This is a genomic window from bacterium (assembly GCA_019912885.1).
Lineage (GTDB): Bacteria > Lernaellota > Lernaellaia > JACKCT01 > JACKCT01 > JAIOHV01.
Genome location: JAIOHV010000098.1, coordinates 1 through 17994, shown reverse-complemented (window position 1 = coordinate 17994; position 17994 = coordinate 1). Strand labels below are relative to the sequence as shown.

General features: G+C 65.7%; 17 protein-coding genes. 10 read left to right on the top strand and 7 right to left on the bottom strand.

All coding sequences use genetic code 11. The features are described 5' to 3' along the window. Window positions 1–578 precede the first annotated feature (578 nt). Together K8I61_08445 and K8I61_08440 are read left to right on the top strand one after the other, a co-directional pair. On the top strand, window positions 579–1436 hold the full coding sequence (locus K8I61_08445) for an SDR family oxidoreductase (protein MBZ0272052.1): 858 nt from the start codon (window positions 579–581) through the stop codon (window positions 1434–1436). Between the two features lie 9 nt (window positions 1437–1445). After that, on the top strand, window positions 1446–2486 hold the full coding sequence (locus tag K8I61_08440) for an aldo/keto reductase (protein ID MBZ0272051.1): 1041 nt from the start codon (window positions 1446–1448) through the stop codon (window positions 2484–2486). A gap of 105 nt (window positions 2487–2591) precedes the next feature. Here the strand turns inward: K8I61_08440 and K8I61_08435 are convergent, their stop codons facing one another. The 3 genes from K8I61_08435 to K8I61_08425 all read right to left on the bottom strand — a co-directional run bounded on the left by K8I61_08435 (window position 2592) and on the right by K8I61_08425 (window position 6314). Further along, window positions 2592–3551, bottom strand: a complete 960-nt coding sequence (locus tag K8I61_08435; GenBank protein MBZ0272050.1) for a hypothetical protein — start codon at window positions 3549–3551, stop codon at window positions 2592–2594. Window positions 3552–3580: 29 nt separating this feature from the next. Further along, complete coding sequence (locus K8I61_08430; protein ID MBZ0272049.1) at window positions 3581–4012, bottom strand: FixH family protein; 432 nt, start codon at window positions 4010–4012, stop codon at window positions 3581–3583. Window positions 4013–4091: 79 nt separating this feature from the next. Further along, window positions 4092–6314, bottom strand: a complete 2223-nt coding sequence (locus K8I61_08425; GenBank protein ID MBZ0272048.1) for a glycoside hydrolase family 88 protein — start codon at window positions 6312–6314, stop codon at window positions 4092–4094. Window positions 6315–6402: 88 nt separating this feature from the next. On the opposite strand from K8I61_08425, the gene K8I61_08420 reads away from it, so the two are divergent. Beyond that, window positions 6403–8229, top strand: a complete 1827-nt coding sequence (locus tag K8I61_08420) for an acyl-CoA dehydrogenase (GenBank protein MBZ0272047.1) — start codon at window positions 6403–6405, stop codon at window positions 8227–8229. Window positions 8230–8594: 365 nt separating this feature from the next. Here the strand turns inward: K8I61_08420 and K8I61_08415 are convergent, their stop codons facing one another. The 4 genes from K8I61_08415 to K8I61_08400 form a co-directional block, all read right to left on the bottom strand. Beyond that, window positions 8595–8759, bottom strand: coding sequence for a rubredoxin (locus tag K8I61_08415; protein ID MBZ0272046.1), 165 nt, complete (start codon window positions 8757–8759; stop codon window positions 8595–8597). 125 nt (window positions 8760–8884) lie between these two features. After that, window positions 8885–9406 (bottom strand): type 1 glutamine amidotransferase, encoded by a 522-nt coding sequence (locus K8I61_08410; protein ID MBZ0272045.1) that lies wholly within the window; start codon window positions 9404–9406, stop codon window positions 8885–8887. Window positions 9407–9561: 155 nt separating this feature from the next. Further along, window positions 9562–10563 carry a sigma 54-interacting transcriptional regulator gene (locus tag K8I61_08405; GenBank protein MBZ0272044.1) on the bottom strand — a complete coding sequence of 334 codons (1002 nt, stop codon included), beginning with the start codon at window positions 10561–10563 and terminating at the stop codon, window positions 9562–9564. 36 nt (window positions 10564–10599) lie between these two features. Continuing rightward, window positions 10600–11859 (bottom strand): DegT/DnrJ/EryC1/StrS family aminotransferase, encoded by a 1260-nt coding sequence (locus K8I61_08400; GenBank protein MBZ0272043.1) that lies wholly within the window; start codon window positions 11857–11859, stop codon window positions 10600–10602. 336 nt (window positions 11860–12195) lie between these two features. On the opposite strand from K8I61_08400, the gene K8I61_08395 reads away from it, so the two are divergent. The 7 genes from K8I61_08395 to K8I61_08365 all read left to right on the top strand — a co-directional run. Beyond that, window positions 12196–12504 (top strand): hypothetical protein, encoded by a 309-nt coding sequence (locus K8I61_08395; GenBank protein ID MBZ0272042.1) that lies wholly within the window; start codon window positions 12196–12198, stop codon window positions 12502–12504. After that, window positions 12501–12872 (top strand): TraR/DksA C4-type zinc finger protein, encoded by a 372-nt coding sequence (locus tag K8I61_08390; GenBank protein ID MBZ0272041.1) that lies wholly within the window; start codon window positions 12501–12503, stop codon window positions 12870–12872. Before K8I61_08395 ends, K8I61_08390 begins: the two co-directional genes overlap by 4 nt. Before the next feature lie 36 nt (window positions 12873–12908). After that, window positions 12909–13952: a site-2 protease family protein gene (locus K8I61_08385; protein ID MBZ0272040.1), complete on the top strand. Its 1044-nt coding sequence runs from the start codon at window positions 12909–12911 to the stop codon at window positions 13950–13952. A gap of 26 nt (window positions 13953–13978) precedes the next feature. Next, window positions 13979–14416: an SRPBCC family protein gene (locus tag K8I61_08380; protein MBZ0272039.1), complete on the top strand. Its 438-nt coding sequence runs from the start codon at window positions 13979–13981 to the stop codon at window positions 14414–14416. Window positions 14417–14461: 45 nt separating this feature from the next. Then, window positions 14462–15082: a Maf family protein gene (locus K8I61_08375; GenBank protein MBZ0272038.1), complete on the top strand. Its 621-nt coding sequence runs from the start codon at window positions 14462–14464 to the stop codon at window positions 15080–15082. After that, entirely contained in the window at window positions 15079–15768 is a 690-nt protein-coding gene (locus K8I61_08370) for a YggS family pyridoxal phosphate-dependent enzyme (protein ID MBZ0272037.1), read from the top strand. The genes K8I61_08375 and K8I61_08370 overlap by 4 nt, the downstream gene beginning before the upstream one ends. Before the next feature lie 21 nt (window positions 15769–15789). Next, the coding region (locus K8I61_08365; GenBank protein MBZ0272036.1) for a helix-hairpin-helix domain-containing protein at window positions 15790–17994 on the top strand (2205 nt) is incomplete at its 3' end.

The window sequence follows — 17994 nt, the reverse complement described above, 5'->3', positions numbered from 1 at the left end:
CTTCGGGCCGCCAAGTCCATCAAAGGAGTCCGACGCCTTTGGGGCGTCGGAACCAAACCCAACGACCGGCTCCGCCGGTCGTCAACACACCGGACATCTACGATCGCTTATGAACAGGACTTCTACTTTCGCTACGAACAGAAGAATTGGGAATTGGGAATGCGGAATTGAATCGCAGGAATCGCAGGAATCGCAGGTCAACACGAAGGCACAAAGGGCACGGAGCGAATGCCAAATGGCTATCGCGTCGCCACGCGCGCGCTGCGGGTCCATCATGTCCATCCGGTCCATCCGGTCCATCCGGTCCATCGTGTCCATTTTGTCCATGACCAAGAAACCCGCTCCCTGACGGTCGCGGTTCGTTGATCGGGCGCGAGCATGGGCATGGGCACGGCCACGGGCACGGGCACGGGCACGGGCACGGGCACGGGCGCGGGCACGCGAACCGGAAAATACGAAACGCGCAACCCGAAATCCGAAATTTCCCTTTGACATCCCGAAAGCCCGCCTTACATTGACGCCTATCGATATTGGCAACGCGTTCGTTTTCTGAAATTTCCAAAAAAAAGGAGTGGGTCATGATCCTTGTCGTCGGGGCGACCGGAACCGTGGGGTCCGAGGTCGCGCGTCAGCTTTCCGAAAAAGGTGCGTCGTACCGGGTGCTCACGCGCGACGCGAAAAAGGCGGGCAACTACAAAAATCAGGGCATTGAGGTCGCCGAGGGCGATGTCGGCAAACCGGAGACGCTCGGGGACGCGCTTGCCGGCGTTGACCACGTGCTGCTTTGCACGACGTTCGACAAATCGATGCACGACCAGCACGTCGGGTTCGCCAAGGCCGCGAAGGCGGCGGGCGTGCAACACATCGTCCGGCTGTCGGCGCTGTCGGCGAACGCGAACTCCGGCAATCTTCTTCAGCGCGTGCACGGCGAGACGGATCGCGACATCGCGGACATCGGACTCGACGTCACGATCCTTCGCCCGCATTATTTCATGCAGAACTTTTTTGGGAACGCGGGCTCGATCGTCGGCGAAGGCGCTTTCTACGCGCCCATGCGCGATGGCAAGATCAGCCTCATCGACGTGCGCGACATCGCGTCGGTCGCGGTGAAGACGCTGACCGAGACGGGCCACGCGGGCAAGATCTACGATCTCACGGGGCCCGAGGCGCTTTCATTCGGGGACATCGCCGCCAGGTTCACCGACGCGCTCGGCAAGACCGTGCAGTACGTGGACGTGCCGCCGCAGGGCGCGCAACAGTCGATGGAGGATATGGGGATGCCCGGCTGGTTCGCCGAAGGGCTTGTCGGCCTGATGGATTATTTCGCGCAGGGCAAGGCCGCCGCCGTTTCGCCCGACGTGAAAAACGTAACCGGGCGCGATCCGATTTCGTTCGACCGGTTCCTCGCGGACAACAAAGCCGCGTTTACCGCCTAAGGAGGGGACATGCGTATCAAGGTTTTCGGCCGCAGCGGCCTGCGCGTTTCGGAGCTTTGCCTCGGCACGATGACCTTCGGCGAGGACTGGGGCTGGGGCGCGTCGAAGGAGGAATGCCGCAAGATCTTCGAGGAGTACGTCGAGCGCGGCGGAAACTTCATCGACACCGCGAACGCCTACACCAACGGATCGAGCGAGAAGATCGTCGGCGAGCTCGTCAAATCCGATCGCGAACGCTACGTCATCGCAACCAAATACACGCTCGTGCAGCGCGACGGCGACCCGAACGCCGCCGGCAATCAGCGCAAGAGCCTCGTCGCCGCGCTCGACGCCAGCCTGAAGCGCCTCGGGCTCGATTACATTGACCTGTACTGGGTGCACGCGTGGGATTCCGTGACGCCGACCGAAGAGGTGATGCGCGCCCTCGACGATCAGGTGCGCGCGGGCAAGATCCTGTACGTCGGCATCTCCGACGCGCCGGCGTGGATCGTCTCGCGCGCGAATACGATCGCCGATTTCCGCGGTTGGACGCCGTTCGCGGGCTTGCAGATCGAATACAGCCTCATCCAGCGCGCGCCCGAACGCGAACTGTTGCCGATGGCGAACGCGATGGATCTCGCCGTCTGCGCGTGGGGTCCCATCGGCGGCGGCCTGTTGTCCGGCAAATACGACGACGCGAAGCTCGACGACGGTTCCAAGCGGCAGAAGATCAACGACTTCCGCGTCACGCCGCGCAACCTGTCGATCGCCAGGGAAGCGAAGGCGGTGGCCGAGGAACTGGGCGTGCTGCCCGTGCAGGTGGCGATGAACTGGGTGCGTCAAAAGCCCGGCGTCATGTTGCCGATTATTGGGCCGCGCACGGCCGAGCAGATGCGCGGCGTGCTCGGGTATCTCGACTTCACGCTGTCCGACGAGCATATGCGCCGACTCGACGAGGCCAGCCGCATCGAACTCGGTTTCCCGCACGACTTCCTCGCCAGCGACCGCGTGCGCGGCATCATCCACGCGAACCGCTACGACGATCTCGACCGGCATCGCCCGTCGTCGTGAGCAGGCCGGAAGGTTGGAACGGTTTTTTCACCGCGAAGACGCGAAGAACACGAAGGGGAATGGATCCCTTCGCGCGCATGGCGTTTTGGCGGTGAAATTCCGTTCCTAGAATTGCCGCCGCCCGGCGGCGGAGACGCTTGAACCCGCGAACGGCACGTTGTACGCGGCGCCGTCCCACCAAGGATCAAGCGTCAGCCGCAACGCGGCCTCCCATTTCGCCGTGACGAGCACGCGCGTGACGCCAAGCCCGAAACGCGGCCGCCACGAGGCGGCGTCCTTCACCGGCTCGCGATCAAGTTCGGGCGCGAACGCCTGCCGAAGCGACGCGAAGGCCTGTGCGTTCCAGTCGTGCGCGGGTGTCCATTGCGCGCTTGCGGAATAGGTCAACACGTCACCGGGGCGAAAACGCTCGGCGGCCGCGGCGCCGATCCGGGTTTCAAAATGCCGATCGTATTGAACCCCCGCGCCGAGCGCGAAGGACATGGCCAGAAATTTCCGCACGTTCGCGCCGGCCGTCGCGCCCCACGCGCCGGCGCCCATGATGTCGACGCCGGTGGGTTCGCGGGAATCGTGCGGCGATCGGCCCGCCGGCAAGATAACGCCCGCTTGCAAGTGCAAATCCGGGATCCACGTCTTGGGCCGCCGATCAAGGCCAAGTTGAAAATCCGCGAGAGGCGAAAAACGGGCAACGGCGGTGACGTCGCCCACGCCTGTCGCCTGCGCGCCGTCTAAACCGCGAAGCTTGCGGCGTTGGTGACGCAGGGGCACGCTGCCATAAATCTGCCAGAGCGATAGCGGGCCGAGCGGACGGATGCCGCCGCCGAGCGCGAGGATGACATCGTCGGCGCTCACGCCGTCGAACGGGTGGTATTTCGCGTCACGATCGTACGAGCCGACGCCATGCTCCCAGGTCAACTCGGCGGTGAAAGACGCGAGCCTCTCGGGCCCGACCGCGAAGATGTCACCCGATCCGGTCGCCGCGCAACACGGCTGCGCCGCCGCGGGCGCGGCGTAGCCTCCGAAAAGGACGAGCGCAAGGCCCGTCGCGGCCAGGAACAAATGCATGGGGGATTCGCGCGGGGCGCCCCGCGCGCTCAGGTAACGTCGAATTCGAGCGCGAAGGTATCGGACACGCCGTCGGCGGTGACGTCGATGGCGAGTTCCCACGCGCCGGCCATCGTATAGACGATGTTCTCGACGCGGTACACGCCGCCGCCAAGCTCTTCAACCGCCGGCTCCTCGTCGCTACCGTGGCCCATGGACGGCATGAAGGGTTCCGCCGTTACGTCAGCGCCCTCGATCGTCTGCCCGCCGGCGTCGTAGAGCGTCATGACGAGCGCGTTCTCGCCGGCCACCGGATCGTCAGGTGAAAGCTCGAAGGTCGCCGTGAAACGCCCGTCCTCCGACGTGACTTCGCCGCCGGAGGCCGCGTCGTCGTCGTCGTCATCGCCCGTATCCGGGCAGCCCGCGAGAACAAGCAACGCCAGCGTGACGACGGCAAACCGCCAAATTTTTGATGTGTTCATATTTTTCTCCATCAATCGTCTGCGGCAAGCCTAAGGATCGGCTTGCGCTCGTCAAGCCGATCGCGCTTGCTCCAGCGCATCAGAAAAACAGGCGGATTGCGGAGGCGATCGCACGCAGCAGGCCAACCAGATCGCCCGGCATGTTTAGCGTTTGCAGGAGCATGGCGACATCCGGGCCGAGAAGATCGGTGAGCAGATCGCCCACGGGTTGCTCGGGCAAAAGACCGGGGATGCCGAACGAGCCGCGCAATTCCAGAAGGTTTTTCGGAATGAAATCGTCGGACTGATCGTCCGTTTCGGCCATGATGGCTTCGATACCAATGATGATTTTATCGATCGCCGCCGCAAGTTCCTCGAACCCCTGCTCGATATCCGGCGACACCGCGCGCTCGCGCCAGCGAGAAAGTCGATCGAAAAGCCCCGTCGCCTCGGCGTCCTCCGGCGCGGCCAGTAGCGCGATCGCGGAGGCCGCGCGCGCGACGCCCTCGAGCAGATACGCCTCGCCCAGGTCGTATTCGCGAGCGCCGATCGCCGACGACCCGCCGGATTCCAGGATCACCAGGCGGAACAAATCGATCGCGAACGCCGGATCGTCCTCGACAAGCGCAAGCTTGTCCGCTGCGTCAAGAAAACGCTCGCGCCCCTCGCCGGCCAGCCACGCCATCGCCGGATCGAGCCCCGCTCCGTCGGTGTATCCCACGTCGACCTCGATGTAGAGATCGAATGCCGCGCGGATGATGTCGATGAGCGCGTCGGCGAAGATCGCGTCGCTCGACGGCTCGCCGGCGTCGTCCATGTCCGCGATGACGCGCTTGGCCGCGGTGAAGTTGCCGCGCGCGATATGAAACGCGACGCACGCCACGCCGGCGCACGGGACGGGCGGATCGGCGAAGGACTCGCCCGATGCGCCCGCCGCCTCGCGCAGCGTGCCGAAGCGCCCGGCCTTTTCGCGCTCGGTGACGGCCAGCAGGTACAGGCCGACGCCGTAAGCGACATTCTCGCCTTTCAACACCTCTTCGTAGTTCGCGATGTCGCCGGGCGACGTGCCAAAACTCGTGCCCAGCAGCAGCGTGTCGCCCGCCGCGTCGGTGACGATCTGATCGATCGCGCCCTGGATCCACCGTTCCGCGTCCTCGCGCCGCTGACGCGCAATCGCGCCGCCTTCCTGCGCACCGAGCTCGACGCCGTACGCGAACAGCAGTCCCGCACTCGTTTCCGCGTAAGTGTCGGGTCGATTCAGGATCGTGTGCAGCCGGCCCGCGTCCTCCGAAAACGACAGCACCGACGCGAGCATCGTGTCGATGTCCTCGGCCAGAAAAATGCGATGCCCGCCGCGCGCCTCGTCCGGCAGGCGCCCGTTTGCGATGTTCATCGCAACAAACACCCAGCCATTGCCGCGCCCCCAGAAGATCGGCTCCTGGGGCGCGACCTCGCCGGTGTCGTCGTCGTAGCGATGCCGATAGAGCCCCACGCCCGGCGCGCGCAAATGCCGGCGGAAGACTTCAAACTGCAACGCCAGCTCCTCCTGCGGCTCGATCGACTGCGTGATCTCTCCATAACGTAAAAGGAACGGCCCGATCATGAACAGCGAGTCGATCCAGATCTGGTTGCCGGAGATGACGCCCAGGTGATTGAGCCCGCCGTCGCGCGTGCGCCCCGCCTTTTGGCGGATGTAGTCCCACGCGTCGTGCGCCGGCGCGAGATAGCGTTCATCGCCCGAACGGTCGTACATGAGAAGCGCAAGATACGCGGGGATCGCGGTATCCGACGAGGTGATCTCGTAACCCGCGTCCATGTGGTGATCGAGCCATGCGCGGACGTAGTCGGCGTAGCGCGCGTCGCCGGTTTGGTCGGCGAGCGCGAGCATCCCCATCATCAGGACGCCGCCGTCCCAACTCCACGCGTTCTGAGCCGGCTCGTACGTACGCAGCCACGTATCCGCAAGACGGACTGCGTAATCGACCGCGGGATCGTCGCCCGGCTCGGAGTCGTTGTCGCCATAGGCGAAATCGTCATCGTCGTCGTCGTCGCCGCCGCACGCGGGAAGGGCGAATGTGATGATCGCCAGCAGAGAAATCACGTAAGCGGCGCGAAGCCAAAGCGTCGTTTTCGTCATCATGCGGCGGACGATATCAGGAAGGCGCGCCCCGCTCCACATCCCGGCGCGGCGTTTGCGATGGCTTTCCGGACTTCCGGACTTCTCGACTTCCCGACTTCCAGACTTTTCGCCGGGCACGGGCACGGGCACGGGCACGGGCACGGGCACGGGCACGGAGCGTGAACATCCCGTGACACGGGTCAATTGACACGCCGCGTTAATCGGGCCAAAAGGAAAACTGAATGGTGATTCAGCGCGCGCCGTCTTGCGCGGGCGAAAAGGAGGGTACCTCATGGCTTTCGGGTTCGATGAACGGGACATCGACTTTTGCCTGTTTGACCACCTCGGCCTCGGCGACATGACGCGCCTTGCGCCATACAAGGAACAGGACGAGGAGTTGTATCGCATGGTCATCCGCGAGGCGCAGAAGTTTGCGACCGAGCGGCTCTGGCCGGCCAACGAGGAATCCGACACCGTCGGCGTCCGCATGGAGAACGGCACGGTCAAGATGCCGCCGTCGTTCCCGGCGCTTTATCGCGAATATTGCGAGGGCGGCTGGAACGCCGTGACGGTCCCCGAGAAGCTCGGCGGCCAGGGCCTGCCCGCGATGCTCGGCACCGCGGTGACGGAGATGATGGGATCCGGGTGCCTCTCCTTCATCCTCACCCCCGGGCTGACCTCCGGCGCCATCCACGTGCTGGAGCACAACGCGACCACCGAACAGGTGCAGCGGTACGTCGACAAGATGGTCGCCGGCGATTGGGCGGCCACCATGTGTCTCACCGAGCCGAACGTCGGGACGTTCCTCGGCGACATCCGCACGACGGCCAAATCGCTTGGCGACGGCAAATACGCGCTTAAGGGCACCAAGATGTTCATCAGCTCGGGCGACCACGACCTGACCGAAAACATCGTCCACATCGTGCTCGCGCGCGCCGAAGGCTCGCCCAAGGGCATCAAGGGCCTGTCGCTGTTCATCGTCCCCAAGGTCCGCACGCCGGGCGGCGGACAGCTCGGCGAGTTCAACGACATCGTCTGCACCAAGACCGAGGAGAAGCTCGGCCTGCACGGATCGGCCACCTGCCTCATGAATTTCGGCGATAACGACGCGTGCGTCGGCGAGATCATCGGCAACGAGGGCGACGGCATCGCGCTCATGTTCCAGATGATGAATCACGCACGGATCGGCGTCGGCCTGCAGGGCGTCTCGCTCATCAACACCGCTTACCGCCTCGCCCTCGACTACGCGAAAGAGCGCGTGCAGGGCACGAGCGTCGAGGCGATGAAGGACCCCAACGCGCCGCGCGTCACCATCATCGAGCATCCCGACGTGCGCCGAATGCTGATGGAGATCAAGGCGTTCGGCGAGGCCGCGCGCGCGCTTTTGTATTACTGCGCGAAGCTCGTCGATACGATGAACGATCCGGACGAAACCGTCGCCCGCAAGGCGCGCATGTTTCTCGATCTGCTTACGCCGATCGCCAAGGCGTATCCAACCGATCGTTCCATCGAGATGACCTCGCAGGCGATCCAGGTGCTCGGCGGCGTCGGCTATTGCCGCGAGTATCGCGTGGAGCAGCTCTACCGCGAAGCGAAGATCGGAACGATCTACGAAGGCACCAACGGCGTGCAGGCGCTCGACCTCGTCGGGCGCAAGCTGACGCAGTCCGGCGGGGCGCTGTTCATGGCGTACCTCCAGGATCTCGCGGAGTTCATCGATACGAACACCGCCGGGTCAGGCGTCGGCGCGCTCCTTCCCGATCTTGCCGCCGCGCGCGATCGCCTCGTCGCCGTGGCGATGAGCTTCATGGAAAAAGGCCAAAGCGACCCGATGCACCCGGTGCTCGCGGCGACGCCGTTCCTCGAGGCGTTCGGTCACATCGTCTCCGCGCGGCTTTTGACCGAGCAGGCGCTCATCGCCGAGAAAAAACTCGCCGCGCTCACGTCGGCCAAGGGCACGGATGCCGCGTCGCTCGCGAAGGAAAACGACGAGGCGCGTTATCTCTACAACAAGACGCTGACGGCGAAATTCTTCGCCCGGAATATCCTGCCGCGCGTCGACGCGCTCGCCACGCGCATCATCGCCGACGACCGGAGCTGCATCGAAGCGGAGTTCTAAAGGCAGGCTGTTACCGCCCGGCATCGCCGCGCGTCTGCTGCGAGGTCCGCTGCGATGTCAGGACCGCAAACGCAGTCGCGCTCCGAGCGGGACGGAGTGCGCGGTCGATACCGCCCCGGCATCGCCGCGCGTCTGCTGCGAGGTCCGCTGCGATGTCAGGGCCGCAAACGAAGTCGCGCCGCGGAAGCGGGGCGACGGAGTGCGCGGTCGATACCGCCCCGGCATCGCCGCGCGTATTCCGGCGATGTCAGCCGGTAACTCGCGATCAAAACACAAAAGGATCGGACGACTCCTGTCATCCGATCCTTTTGTGTTTTTTGTGCCCTTATATTCAATCGCGATCCTGCGATTCAATTCGTCATTCGTCACTCATCCAGCGGCTCGAACATCTCGCGCTCGACGCCGCAAAGCGGGCACGACCAGTCCGCGGGCACGTCCTCGAACGGCGTGCCCGGCGCGATACCGCCCTCGGGGTCGCCTTTTTCCGGGTCGTAGACGTATCCGCAAACGTTGCACACGTATTTCTGCATCTCGATCTCCTGGCGCCGCGCCGTCTCCCGTCGCGCGCCGCGTTTTTCGGCGCAACGTGGATAGACCATCGCACGGACGATGACAAGGCGTGCGGAAAGTATCCGCGGATCGACAAACAGCCCGATTACGACGCGAATTTCCTGATGATCTCCCGGCAGAACGCGGGCAGGTCCGCGGGTTTGCGGCTCGTCACGAGGTTGCCGTCGACGACGACCTCCTCGTCAATCCACTCGGCGCCGGCGTTGATGACATCGTCCTTGATCGCGAAAAAGCACGTCATGCGCTTGCCACGCACCGCGTTCGCGCTTGCCAGCATCCACGCGCCGTGGCAGATCGACGCGACGACCTTGCCGCCCGCCGCCGCCTCGCGCACCACGCGGATCATGTCCTCGTGCCGTCGCATGTGGTCGGGGGAATAGCCGCCGGGTATGACCAGAATGTCCGCGTCCGTGCCCTTCACGTCTTTCGCGGCGCGATCGGCCTTTATCGGATATCCGTATTTGCCCTTGTATTCCGTTTCGGTGTTCGGTCCGACGGTCAAGACCTCGGCCCCCGCCTCGCGCAGGCGAAGAAGCGGATACCAGACCTCCAGATCCTCGTAAAAATTCTCGACTAAAACAAACGCCGTTTTGCCCTCAAGCGACATGATGCCTCCGAAAATGCGTGGCCGGGAATATCGGCGCGTGAAAGTTTTTCGCGCCGCGTCCATCATGTCCATTCGGTCCATCGCGTCCATGAGGCCGCTGACAAACGCACGGGGCCGCGCGAAATGGCGACGCCCTCCGTCCCCCTCCGCGACCCTCAATCTTCCTCGTGCACACCCCGGCGTTTTCGCGGAATGTTCCACGTCTTGCGCTTTTCCCACAGTGTTTTCGTGGTGATGCCGAGGTATTCGGCGAGATCCTTTTCCGTGTGCTGATCCTCGAAACGCAGGATGAACTCGCGCGTGTACTCCGCGATCGACAGCTTCTTGTCGAGCGATTCCTGGCGGAATCGATTTCGCCGTTCGTAACCGCGCCGCTCCAGGAAGATCGGCAGATCGACGCCCTCGATCACCTTGTGGTCGTCCATCAGCACGATCGTCTGCTCGATGGCGTTTTCGAGTTCGCGCACGTTGCCGGGCCAGTCGTAGTTCTTGATCATGCCGACCGCTTCGGGCGCGAGGCCGAGGACGTCCTTGCCCATCTTCCGCGCGAACAGCTCGACGAAGTGCTCGGCCAGCGTGACCATGTCGTCCTTGCGGTCGCGAAGCGGCGGAATCCGCAGCGCGACGACGTTCAGGCGATAGTGCAGATCCTCGCGGAATCGGCCGGCCTCCACCTCGTCCTGCAACGAGCGGTTGGTCGCCGCGATGATGCGGATGTCGAGCTTGATCGGCGTGCGGTCGCCGACGCGCGTGATCTCCTCTTCCTGGATCGCGCGCAGAAGCTTGACCTGCAAATCGAGCGGCAATTCGCCGATCTCGTCCAGAAACAGCGTGCCGTGCTGAGCCTTTTCGAACAGGCCCTCGCGCGTCGCGGTCGCGCCGGTGAAACTTCCCTTGATGTGGCCGAAAAGCTCCGATTCGAGAAGATTCGGCGGGATCGCCCCGCAATTGACGACCACAAGCGGGTGATCCTTGCGGGGCGACAGATCGTGGATCGCGCGGGCAAACAGCTCCTTGCCGGTGCCGGATTCGCCGCTGATGAGAACCGTGCTCTTGTAAGGCGCAACCTTGCGAACGATGCCGATGACCTTCTCGATCGCCTCGCTGACGCCGATGATCCCCGGCAGCGGTTCGATGGTCTTCGCGATTGTCGTCATCCGTCCTCCGGCGCGGCGCCTCTTGTCGCGGCGAAGTTACGTGCCGCGCTCCGGCAAAGTCAACGGCTTTTTCGCGCCCCTGTTGCGCGCTTCCATGATTCCGCCCGCCTCGTGGCGGACAAGGCGCGCCAGGCGCTCGGCCCGATGCGGCGGGACGCCCGCGTGCAGCGGCAACACGATCGCCCGCGCCGCGAGCGATTCGGCATGGGGCGCGGCGGGCGTCATCCCCAAGAACGCCAGCTTCGATCCGAGCGCACGCGATAGCGGCGCCACGCCGACGCCCCGGCGGACAAGGCGCGAGGCCAGCGCGGCGGCGCCGTCCGCGACGATCGGGAATCCGGAATACGCCGGCTCCTCGCCGGGGGCGACCGGTGGAATCGCGATCCCCGGTGCGCCCTCGAGCATGCGCGATAGCTGCACTCCCGCGACGCGCCTTCGCAACGCAAGACCGGCCTCGCGCTCGATGAATCGCTCGGCCAAAAGCGCGGCGCCCGGGCCGGGCGATTGCCGGTAAAACGCGATTGGCGGAAGCGGCCAGCCCGGAAAATGCGGCGGCGGCGGCAAGACACCGGCCCGCGCGGGAACGGCGCGCGCCAGCGTGAGGCGATAGGCGGCGTCGATCGCGGCAAAACGCGACAGATCGCGCAACATGCCGAGCCCCACGTCGAGGATGTCGCGCATCCGCGCCGCCGGGCGCACGTCGCGCATCATCGCCGCCAGGCGCCCGGCCCAGGCGTCGTCGTCAAGGGCGGCGATCGCCCCGCGCGCGCCGGCGCGTTCGAGATCAAAAACGAGCGCGTCGCCGAACGATCCGGCCGCGCGTCCCTGATGCATCGCGCCGAGCGCGTCGCGGACATCCTCGATAACTACGAGGCCCGCGTCGCGCGCCAACGCGATCGCCTCGGGATCCCATAGGCGGCCGTGCGGATGATCGACGATGAGCGCCGACGCGCCGGGCATTTCCGCGGCGACGTTCAGCGCGCCGGGGCACAGTCCGCCCTCCTCAACGTCGGCGAGGCGCGGGGCGAACCCCGCCACGCGCGCCGCGGCGATCATGTTCGGAACGCAAAGCGCCGAAAAAACGGCCGCGCCCGCCGGGCGTTCGCTTGCACGAAGCAGAAAGAACAGCGCGGCGGCGTCACTCGAAAAAAAGAAGGCGTGCCGCCGGCCAAGAAGTGTCGCGATGCGACCCGCGCGCGCCCCAACGTCGTCCGGCTTGCCGAACACCGCGGTCCATCGCGCGGCGATCCACGTTCTCGCCGGATGCGCGGGCGCGCGCGGCGCGAGCGTCAGCATGCGAACATTTCCGCTTTGCGTTCGTCCATGCCCTTCATTGTGTCTATTCCGCGCATCAAGTCCATTGCGCAATGTTCCCCTGCCCCTGCCCAACCTGGCCGATGGACAAAATGGACCTGCTGGACAGTTGACGAACACGCTTTCCGGCACGAATCCGCTCCCCCCCCACCCATATCCCTCCTTGCCCTTTGTGCCTTTGTATTGAACTGCGATTCCTGCGATTCAAATTCCGAAATCCGCAATCCGAAATCCGCCATCCCGAAAATCGTTGACACCCCGAAAGGCCGTTGTTCTAATGCCGGAACGTTTCGAGCAAACGCCGTTCGGAAGCATTCAATGACAACGACAACCGGACAAAACGCGGCGACCATGGTCGCGGAGCTTGAAGGCCTCGCCGAGAACCTCGGCGTGACGTTGCGCGTGGAACGCCTCGCGCAGGGTCCCGTGCGGATGACACACGGAAGCTGCCGCCTGAACGGCAGCGAGGTGATCTTCATCGACTCGCGGCTCAAGCCCGGCGAGCGCCTCGCGGCGCTTTGCGACGAGCTGGCGCGTTTTGAACCGGACATCGAGAACCTGTACGTCTCGCCCGCGCTGCGCCAGTACCTGGACCGCCGCCGGCAGACGTATCGGAGGAGCGCATGAAGAAGAACGAGATCGAGCAGATTCGCGAAAAACTCATGGAAGAGCGCCAGCGCCTTGTCGCCTCCGCGATGGGCACGCTCGAGGACGTTCGCAATGTGAACATGGACGACCTGAACGACGAGGTCGATTTCGCGACCGCCGAGCAGAACGAGTCGCTGTCGCTGCGCCTTCGCGACCGCGAGGCGGTGCTATTGGCCAAGATCGACGAGACGCTCGACCGCATCCGCAACGGCGACGACGATTTCGGATACTGCGAGCGCTGCGGCAACGAAATCGGCATTCAGCGCCTGCTCGTGCGCCCGGTGGCGACGCTTTGCATCCGCTGCAAGGAAGAGCAGGAAAAGATCGAGGCGGGCTACGCGGAGTAGCGGGATGCACCCTGCCGCCGCCGGCGGATCGCGCGCGTGAGCGATCCGCGCATCGACGTCCAGGTCCGCGCCCCTTGGCGCACCCGACCGGGGCTCCAGCTCTTTTTGTTTCTCGCCACGCTCGTTTCGGTTTACTGGGCGACGCGCCCGGGCAATCCGCTCGCGCTTTTTGCGACGCCCTCCTCGCTTGAATCGTTCGTCTTCGCCTGCGCCGTGATGGCGATTTTGCTGTCGCACGAGCTTGGCCATTACCTCGCGGGGCTGCGTCATCGCGTGCCGATGACGTTGCCGTTTTTCATTCCCGTGCCATTCGCCATCGGCACGATGGGCGCGGTCATCCGCATGAAATCGTTGCTTGGCCGCGCGCCGCTTCTTGACATCGGCGCCGCCGGGCCGATCGCGGGAATGCTCGTGGCCCTGCCGCTGGCCGTCGCGGGCATCGCGCTCTCGCCCGTCAAGGCCCTGCCCGCGGGGGCGAACATCGTCCTTGGCGACAGCCTGTTGTTTTCCGCGATCGTGTCTGTCGTTCACGGATCGATCCCCGAAGGGTCCGACGTCTATCTTCATCCGCTTGGCCTTGCCGCGTGGTTCGGATTCCTGGTCACCGCGCTGAATCTCATGCCCGCGGCGCAACTCGACGGCGGGCACATCATGAAAGCCGCGTTCGGCAAGCGGCATGCGATCATCTCGCGCGGCGTGTTTTTGTCCCTGGCGGCATGGGGCGGGCTTGGCGATCTGATTCCCGGCGGCGATGCGCGCGCGGCCGTCACCGGCGCGGCCTACGTGGCGGCGGCGGGGTTTCTGGCGTTCGCGCCTTCGTCCACGAGGCGCGTCGGGCGCGGGGTGCTGATCGGTCTTTTCGCCGCGCACATCTCGGTGACGGCGTACCTGGGAGTGGAGTCCGCGGGCGGGCCGTGGCTTTTGTGGTCGATGCTGCTTTATCTGGTCAATCTCGACCATCCGCCGGTGAGCGACGAGGGCACGCCGATGGCGCGGGGGCGCATGCTTGTGGCCGTCTTGTGCCTCGTGCTCTTTGTCTCGACATTCACGCCCGTTCCCGTCAGTATTACAACTTCGTGATCGCGTAACGAGAAGGGGGAAGGCGCATGCCCGGTGCGCAACGGTCAATCGAAATCCAGGCCACGCCGGCCGCTTGCTACAAGGTCATCACCGACTTCGAGAACTATCCGGAGTTCCTGAAGGACGTGAAAGGGACGCGCGTCATCGAGAAGGACGCGAAAAACGAGCGCTACGTCGTCGAGTTCAAAATCTCGGTCATCCGCGACATCACCTACGTGCTGGAGCTCGTCGGCGAAAAGGGCAAAAGCCTGACCTGGACGCTGATGAGCGCGTCGGGACTCATGAAACGAAACGACGGGGGCTGGAAACTCGAGAAACTCGGCAACGGCGTCACGAAGGCCACCTATTCCGCGGATCTCGATCTCGGGCTGCTCGTGCCCAAAGGCGTCGTCAACGGCATCATCGAGAAAAGTTTCCCGTCGATGCTGAACCAGTTCAAGCAACGCATCGAGGGCGCCCGGTAGCCGCGCGCCCCGACGAAGGATAACGCTCTCCGCGATTTCCCCGCCATGACCTCTCCCAACCCGACGCGCGACCTTTTTGCCCGGCTGATCCTCGCGAGCGCCAGCCCGCGCCGCCGGGCGATGCTCGGCGACATCGGCCTTCGGTTCGAGGCGCTGGCCTCGAACGTCGAGGAAAATGAAATCGCGGGCGAAACGCCCGCCGCCCACACGCGGCGACTGGCGCGCGACAAGGCGCGTTCCATCGCCCGCTCGCGGCCCGACGCGCTCGTACTCGGCGTTGACACCACCGTCGTTATCGACGGCGACATCGTCGGCAAGCCGGCCGGCGTTTCGGACGCGCGCGCGACGCTCGCGCGCCTGGCGGGCCGCGAGCACGTCGTCGTCTCGTCTTATGCGCTTGTCGCGGCCGACGCGGATATCGACCTGACCCGCACCGTCGAAAGCCGCGTGACGATCCGCCCGCTCACCGCCGGGCAGATCGCGCGCTACGTCGATACGGGCGAGCCGATGGACAAGGCCGGATCGTACGCCGTCCAGGGCCTTGGCGCGGCCCTCGTCGCGCGCGTCGACGGCAGCTACACGAACGTCGTCGGCCTGCCGCTGGCCGAGTTGACCGCCGATCTCGAACGCCTCTTCGGCCCCGACATCCTGTTCGCCGCGTCATGACGAACGTCGCCGCCAACATCGCCGGAGTCCGCGAACGCATCGGCCGCGCGGCGTCCCGCGCCGGCCGCGATCCGAACGGTGTGCTCCTTCTGGCCGTCAGCAAGACGCACCCGGCCGAGGCCGTCGAAGCGGCGTACGCGGCGGGGCAACGCGACTTCGGCGAAAACTATGCGCAAGAGGCGCGGCAAAAAGCGGGCGCGGTGCGTCACGCGGATGTACGCTGGCATTTCATCGGGCATCTGCAGACGAACAAGGTGCGGCAGATCGCGCCGTTCGTGTCCGTGATCCACACCGTGGACTCCGAACGCCTGGCCGCGGAGATCGCGAGGCGCGCGCGGGGCGCGGGACGCGAAACGGATGTGCTGCTGCAAGTGAACGTGGCAGGCGAGACGCAAAAAAGCGGCTGCGCGCCCGATGAGGCGGAGGCGATCGCGCGCGTGGTGGCCGATCTTCCCGGCGTGCGGCTTGCGGGGCTGATGACGATGCCGCCGCTTGCGCCGCCGGAGCGGACGCGCCCGCACTTTCGCCGGCTTCGGGAACTGCGTGACGGGATCGCCCGGAGGCTGGCGATGCCTCTTCCCGATCTGTCGATGGGCATGAGCGATGATTTAGAGGTGGCCGTGGAGGAAGGCGCGACAATCGTGCGCGTCGGCACGGCCATCTTCGGGGCGCGGGAAACGGCCTAGCCGCCGCGTCATGGGGATGGGATGAACGACACGTGGATCGAAGAGGTCGCGCGCGAAGTGTCGCGCGACGCAACCGCCGTGCGCCGCGCCGTGGATTTGTTCGACGGCGGCGCGACAGTTCCGTTTCTCCTTCGCTACCGTCGCGAGCAGATCGGCCCGATGAACGAAGCCGAACTCGCGCGCATCCGCGAACGGGCGCGCCAACGGCGCGATCTCGAGGAGAGGCGGGAGATCGTGCGCCAGGAGATCCACGAGACCGGCGCGATGACCGACGAATTGCGCGAACGGATCGCCGCCGCGCGCGATCGCGCGACGCTCGACGACATCCACCTGGCGCACAAGCCGCGACCGCACGCCCGCGCCGCGAAAGCGGTGGAGGCGGGGCTAGCGCCCCTGGCGGACGCGCTTCTCGACCAGACATCGGCGTCGGACGCCGCCACGCTGGCCGAGCCGTTTGTCGACGCCCAAAAGGGCGTCGCGGACGCGGACGCGGCGCTCGCGGGCGCTCGCGACATCATCGCCGAACGCATCCACCTGCGCCCGGCGCTCCGCGCGGCGGTGCGCAAGCTGTATCGCACCGCGAGCCGGCTCGTGACGCGGCTTGCCGACGGCATCGACGCCTCGCGCGCCACGCGCTACCGCGAGGTGCACGCGCTCAACGAGCCGATCGGCCACGTGTCCGCGCATCGCTTTCATCTGGCGGCGCGCGGCGCCCGCGAAGGCCTGCTGGCCGTTCATCTGCATGTCGAGCGCGAGGCGATTTGCGCGGCGTGCCGCGCCGAGGCGATCAGGAACGTCGATGCGCCGTACGTCGATCAGATCGAAACGGCGATCGAGGACGCTTGCGACCGCCTGCTCATGCCGGCCTTCGAAACGGCGACGCTGGCCGAGGCGCGCGAGTGGGCCGACGGCGAGGCGCTCGATATCATCGAGACGGCGTTCCGCCACGTTCTTGACGCGCCGCCGTTCGGCGCAAGGCGCGTGCTCGGCGTTCTGGCCGACGAGAAGAAGGGATCGCGCGCGGTGGTCGTCGACGAAAAAGGCGCCGTGATCGCCGAAGCGGCGTTCGCCTTCGATGGCGCGCTCGACGCCGCGCCGCCGATGGAGGAGGCGCTTTTGCCGCTGATTCACGATCATCACGCCCAGGGGGCGGCAATCGTGCGCACCGCTTCGGCGCGGAAGGTCGCGGCGTTCCTGCACGAACTCGGGCGCATGGATCCGGCGCGGCGCATGCCGGTGCTGACGTTCGGCGAGGCCGAGGCCGGCGTGTACGCCGCGGGGCCCGTTGCGCGCGAGGAGATGCCCGACGCCGACATCCCCACGCGCAAGGCCGCGTCGGTCGCGCGGCGCATGCAGGATCCGCTCGCCGAGCTTTTGAAGGTCGATCCGCGCACGATCAACCTGACCTCGTTTCATTCCGACGTCGACAAGACGCACTTGCTCGAGCGCCTGGAGCGCGTGGCCAGCACGTACGCGAGTCTCGTGGGAGTGGACGCGAACGCCGCGAACGAGCGCCATCTGTCGTACATCGCCGGCATCGGCCCGCAGACGGCCGCGTTCATGAAGAAACATCGCGACGAGCAAGGACCGTTCCGCACGCGTTCGCAATTCCACCAGATCAAGCGCATGACGCCGACGGCGTTCGAGCAGTGCGCCGGATTCCTGACCGTGGCCGGCGGCGAGAATCCCCTGGACGCGACGCGCATCCATCCGGAGCGTTACGCGCTCGTGGAACGCATGGCCGCGGACGCCAAGACGAACGTCGCAGGGCTTTTGACCGATGCCGCCGCGCGCGCGTCGATCGACCCGGCCGCGTATCTCGACGAAACCGCCGGCGAGCCGACGATCCGCTTCATCCTCGGCGAACTCGAAAAGCCGGCGCGCTCCGAACGCCCGGTGTTTCCCGAGATCGTCGTCGATCCCGACGTGCACAAGCTCGAGGACCTCTCGGCCGGGCGCAAGCTGACGGGCGTCGTTACGAGCGTGACCGACTTCGGCGCGTTCGTGGACGTGGGCCTTCCCGAGGAGGGGCTCGTGCATTTCACGCAGCTCTCGCCGCACCGCGTGCGCGCGCCGCACGAAGCGGTGACGGTGGGCATGCCGGTGACGGCCGTGGTGACGGACATCGACCTCGAACGGCGCCGCTTGTCGCTATCGATCCGCGCCGCGTTTCCCAAGCCCGAGGGCGACGCGCGGCCGCGCGGCCGGCGACGGCCCGACGGCCCC

Excerpts from the sequence above, each read along its gene's own strand:
- K8I61_08440 (MBZ0272051.1), top strand. The coding sequence starts at position 1,446 with ATGCGTATCAAGGTTTTCGGCCGCAGCGGCCTGCGCGTTTCGGAGCTT.
- K8I61_08415 (MBZ0272046.1), bottom strand. The coding sequence starts at position 8,759 with ATGCAGAAATACGTGTGCAACGTTTGCGGATACGTCTACGACCCGGAA.
- K8I61_08435 (MBZ0272050.1), bottom strand. The coding sequence starts at position 3,551 with ATGCATTTGTTCCTGGCCGCGACGGGCCTTGCGCTCGTCCTTTTCGGA.
- K8I61_08375 (MBZ0272038.1), top strand. The coding sequence starts at position 14,462 with ATGACCTCTCCCAACCCGACGCGCGACCTTTTTGCCCGGCTGATCCTC.
- K8I61_08400 (MBZ0272043.1), bottom strand. The coding sequence starts at position 11,859 with ATGCTGACGCTCGCGCCGCGCGCGCCCGCGCATCCGGCGAGAACGTGG.
- K8I61_08445 (MBZ0272052.1), top strand. The coding sequence starts at position 579 with ATGATCCTTGTCGTCGGGGCGACCGGAACCGTGGGGTCCGAGGTCGCG.
- K8I61_08395 (MBZ0272042.1), top strand. The coding sequence starts at position 12,196 with ATGACAACGACAACCGGACAAAACGCGGCGACCATGGTCGCGGAGCTT.
- K8I61_08390 (MBZ0272041.1), top strand. The coding sequence starts at position 12,501 with ATGAAGAAGAACGAGATCGAGCAGATTCGCGAAAAACTCATGGAAGAG.
- K8I61_08370 (MBZ0272037.1), top strand. The coding sequence starts at position 15,079 with ATGACGAACGTCGCCGCCAACATCGCCGGAGTCCGCGAACGCATCGGC.
- K8I61_08430 (MBZ0272049.1), bottom strand. The coding sequence starts at position 4,012 with ATGAACACATCAAAAATTTGGCGGTTTGCCGTCGTCACGCTGGCGTTG.
- K8I61_08420 (MBZ0272047.1), top strand. The coding sequence starts at position 6,403 with ATGGCTTTCGGGTTCGATGAACGGGACATCGACTTTTGCCTGTTTGAC.
- K8I61_08410 (MBZ0272045.1), bottom strand. The coding sequence starts at position 9,406 with ATGTCGCTTGAGGGCAAAACGGCGTTTGTTTTAGTCGAGAATTTTTAC.
- K8I61_08405 (MBZ0272044.1), bottom strand. The coding sequence starts at position 10,563 with ATGACGACAATCGCGAAGACCATCGAACCGCTGCCGGGGATCATCGGC.
- K8I61_08380 (MBZ0272039.1), top strand. The coding sequence starts at position 13,979 with ATGCCCGGTGCGCAACGGTCAATCGAAATCCAGGCCACGCCGGCCGCT.